This window comes from Gordonia sp. (in: high G+C Gram-positive bacteria) (assembly GCF_020438995.1).
Lineage (GTDB): Bacteria > Actinomycetota > Actinomycetes > Mycobacteriales > Mycobacteriaceae > Gordonia.
In genome coordinates, this window is sequence record NZ_JAGQTN010000056.1 from 1 (window position 1) to 4,326 (window position 4,326).

2 protein-coding genes are annotated in these 4,326 nt (G+C 67.0%); both read right to left on the bottom strand.

What is annotated here, in order from left to right:
- Positions 1-2,117: AMP-binding protein (locus KDB67_RS04920; RefSeq protein ID WP_291013101.1), on the bottom strand; the 2,117-nt coding region annotated here is incomplete at its 3' end.
- Position 2,118: 1 nt separating this feature from the next.
- On the bottom strand, positions 2,119-4,326 hold a 2,208-nt coding region (locus KDB67_RS04925; protein WP_291013103.1), incomplete at its 5' end, for an AMP-binding protein.

Genomic DNA, 4,326 nt, shown 5'->3' on the forward strand with positions numbered 1-4,326 from the left:
CCGCCCGTTGAGAGCCATCGCGGAACATGTTCACCACCAGTAGGATTCACCAGACCCGCACGCACATACTCGGCCTGTAGTGCGGGCACCGCGTCCACGTAGTCGATCCGGTGGGAACGGATGAAGTCGATGACGATATCCGGGTCGGTGACGTCGCCGCGGTCGATCAGGTGCAGGTGATGCCCGAAACACATCCACGCCAGCGGCACCACGGCTGAGTCGAAGGAGAAGGTATGGGTGCTCAGGATCCGGATGGGCTTGTCCGGCATCGTGAAATGCCGGTGGGAGCCGAGGAGCGTCGTCACGGCACGGTGGGGGATCACCACGCCCTTGGGCAGGCCTGTCGATCCCGACGTGTAGATAACGTAGGCGGCATTCTCCGGATGTGGATATCCCTGCGGCAGAGACACTTCCGATTCACCCGGCAAGTCGGTCGCATCGAGGTCGATGAGTGTCGCATCGGCCGGAAGGTGCTGTGCGGCCAGTTCGCGGGTCGTTTCGGTGACCAGCAACACCCGCGCCCGGCAGTCGGTGAGCAGGTGCCTGACCCGGTCGGCCGGATAGCGGGGATCGATGGGGACGAACGCACCGTGCGCCCGCCACACTGCCAGGATCGCGGCGACCGTCGCGGCAGACGAGTCGGCGACGATCGCCACCGGGTCGTCGGCACGTACCCCGGCCGCCCGCAGTGAACGGGCTAATGCTCGAGTGCGAGCGGCCAATTCGGTGAACGTCCAGGTGGCGTCCGGCGCGACGATCGCCGGTACATCGGGATGCGCGGCGACTGTCGCGTCGAATGTCTCGATCATCGACGAGGCGCCGGGGTTGGGGTCGCCGCGGCCGAGGCGGGTCGCTTCGTCGACCTGATCGTCGGTGATCACGGGCATCGCCGCCAGCCGGGTGGCCGCAGATGCGGGGTCGGTGAAAGCCACCAGGAAGCGGGCGATGCCGCCGGACAGCCGCGACAGCGCAGCCTCGTCGTAGCGGTCGGCATCGGCGTCGATGAGCAGGCTCAGCTCGCCGTCGCCGGTGGGGGCGACAGTAACCGAAAAGTCTTGTACCGGGCCGCGTTCGATGGAATGCTGGACGGCGTCGCGGCCGTCGAAACGGACTGACGGCGCGAACGGTTTGGCGTTGACGACGGTGCCGGCGAATCGGCTGAAACCGCCGGTGAGGGTGGGTTCGGTGCCCACCGGCCTGCCTCGGTAGCGCTGATGCCGGCTCAGTTCTGCGATTGCGGATCCGGTGCCGGCGATGATCTCGGCGACGCTGTCGCCGGCGGCGGTCGGCACCCGCAGCGGGACAAGGTTGACCGACACAGTGGGCACCCGCGCCGACGGTGAGCCGAGCCGGTTCATCAGCAGAAAACCGAGGCTTATCTCGGCGTCACCGCGTACTCGGGCCAGATATCCGGCGACGCCCGCGGTGACCGCGACGGTCCAGTTGCCGGGCATCTGCGGCAACCTGGTCCGCAGCGTGCGTACGGCGTCGGCCTGCCCCGACGTTCCCGTTTCGGGGGCGCTGTCGAGCCGGTCGGACCAGAATGCGGCATCGGCGGCATAGGCGTCGGAGGACAGGTAGTCGAGGTCGCCGTCGACCACCTTGGCGATGGAATCGAGAGGGATGGCGGTATCCCTTGTTCCCGCCACCAGATGCCCGTACAGAGCTGCACCCCGGTTGAACACCAGCGACAGGCCGTACGCGTCGATCAGCGCGTGATGCACGGCCAGCACCCAGAACGTGCGGCCCGGTGCGCTGATGATCCATTGGTGCACACCGGGTACGGCGCGTAGATCGTGCGCACTGCCGGTCCACTCGCGGACCTGCGCGGTGATCGTCGGCCACGGATCGTCGGCATCGCTGTGGACGACGGTGGGCAGCGGAAGGTCGAAGCCGCCGGGCAGTTGACGCCACCCGGTACCGGTCTCGACCAGCCGCGTGGTCAGCGTATCGGACTCGGCGACAGCCGATTGTGCTGCGCGCGCCAGTGATTCGACGTCCACCTCGCCCGGGATCTCGATGGCGTCGCACACGTTGAACGTCGCATTGTCGGGGGCCAGTGTCTGGCCGAACCACAGTCCGGCCTGGGCGCAGGTCAATGGGATCGGATGGGTCATGTCACCGCTCCAGGAAGGCGGCCAGGTGCGGCCCCCACGTGCGCACCGCGTCGGGGTTGAGCATCTGCGGATGCGGATACTCAACGTGCACATGCTGTTTCACATCCAGCATCCCGGACCACGTGTTGTATGAGAACGGGGGATCGGCCTCGACGTACAGCACCGGGATGTCGACGGGTGCGGCCGGCGGATGTAGTTCCCGCATCACCGTCAACGCCCACATATTCGATTCCACGATGGATTCGACGTAGTCGGCGCCCAGCCCGGCGAACACGGAATCGCTGCCGCGCACCACCTCGACGGCCTGTTCGACCGTCAGCTCCGGCGCGAGTTCGGGCGGAACCGGAACGTCGATCGCCGCCAATGCCGCGGCTGCGGGGGAGATCGTGTCGACATATTCGAAATACTCGGCGGGGGAGCGGGCGAACGCGTCGACAAGCACCAGCGACTCGACCGCGCGGCCGCGCTCGGCCAGTGCTGCCGCGACCGCGGTGGTCACCGAGCCACCGAACGACCAGCCGAGCAGCGTCACCGGCGGCCTTGTTCCGTCCGGCCCGGCTGGAGCCGCCCGGTCGATCTGTTCGGCGAAATATCTTGCCGCCGAATCAAGGTCGGCACTGACCTCGATGCTCGCGATCGCCGGTGACTGCACGGCGAATACGCCCCGCGAATCGGGGATGTGCGCGAGCAACTGCCCATACCGCCAGCCCAGGCCCGTGCCCGGCGGCAGGACGAACACCGGAGTGTCGGCCCCCGCCTGACGGAAGCCGATCAGAGGAACCCGCAGCTGCGAGCCGGTATCGGAGTCTCCGCCGAGCACCGCGGCCAAACCCGCGATCGACGGATTGGTGAATACGTCCGCCACCTTGAGCTCGACGCCGAGCCTGCTCCGCACGGCGTCGGCGAACGTCATCAGTTGCAGCGAATGCGCACCGAGATCAAACAGATTGGTGTCGGGGGCCACGTCGTCGACACCGAAGACACCCGCGGCGATCTCGGCGAGTACCCGTTCCAGCATCGAAGCGGCGCGGCCGGCACCGCCGAGGACCGTCACAGGTTCGGGGAGCGCGGACACATCCCGTTTTCCGTTGACGTTGACCGGGATCTCGTCGATCTCGGTGATCGTCGACGGCACCATGTACGCCGGGAGTTTCTCAGCCAGTTGCCGCCGGATCTGCGGGATCGGCGGCAGAGCGCCGTCGGACACCACGTATCCGTCCAGTGTCGTTGTGGCCGAGGGTGTCCCGGCGCTATCGGTGCGTGCCACAACGGCGGCGTGCAGGACTCCGTCGACGGCCGCGAGCACGGCTTCGACCTCGGCGGGCTCGACGCGGTAGCCGCGCACCTTGACCTGGAAGTCGGTGCGGCCCAGGTAATCCAGAAGCCCGTCGGCCCGTCTGCGCATCAGATCGCCTGTGCGGTACAGCCGTTCGCCGGGGTTGTCCGGGTGTGCGACGAAACTCGCGGCGGTCAGCTCGGGCCGGCCCCCGTAGCCGCGCGCGAGGCCGTCACCCTCGACGTACAGCTCACCCGGTACTCCCGGCGGCACCGGACGCAGCCACGGGTCAAGCAGATGGCCGACGGTGTTGCTGATGGGTCTGCCGACGGTGGGTGTGGCCGAATCGTCGGTGCCGCCGCCGAGGGTGTTGATTGTGTACTCAGTAGGTCCGTACAGGTTGTAACCCTCGGTACCGTCGGCGTCGCGCAGCGCGTCCCATACCCCGGTACCCACGGCCTCACCGCCGAGCAATACGAGTGCGGGTCGGTGTGAATCTGTTGCTCCGCCGAAGGTTTCGCCGTTCAGAAGTCCCGCTGAGATCAGGTATTCGGCGTAGGTGGGCGTCACATTGATGACGTCGATCGTGTGGGTGTCGCAGTAGGCGACGAGGTCACGTGGATCGCGGCGCAGGTCCTCGTCGCACACGTGCACGGTGTGGCCGTAGGTGAGCCACAGCAACTCCTCCCACGACATATCGAATGCGAACGACACCGTGTGTGCGATGTGCAGCCGGTCGAACCGGGAGCGGGCCACCGCGGGCCGGAAGATCTCGTCGAGGTGGTTGACGTACATATTGGTCAGGCCGCGATAACCGGTCACCACACCTTTGGGTTTACCGGTCGATCCGGACGTGTAGATCACGTACGCGGGATGATCGAGGCGGTCGGCGTGATCGTGGGAGAATCCGCCGAGTTCCTTGTCGGACAACGG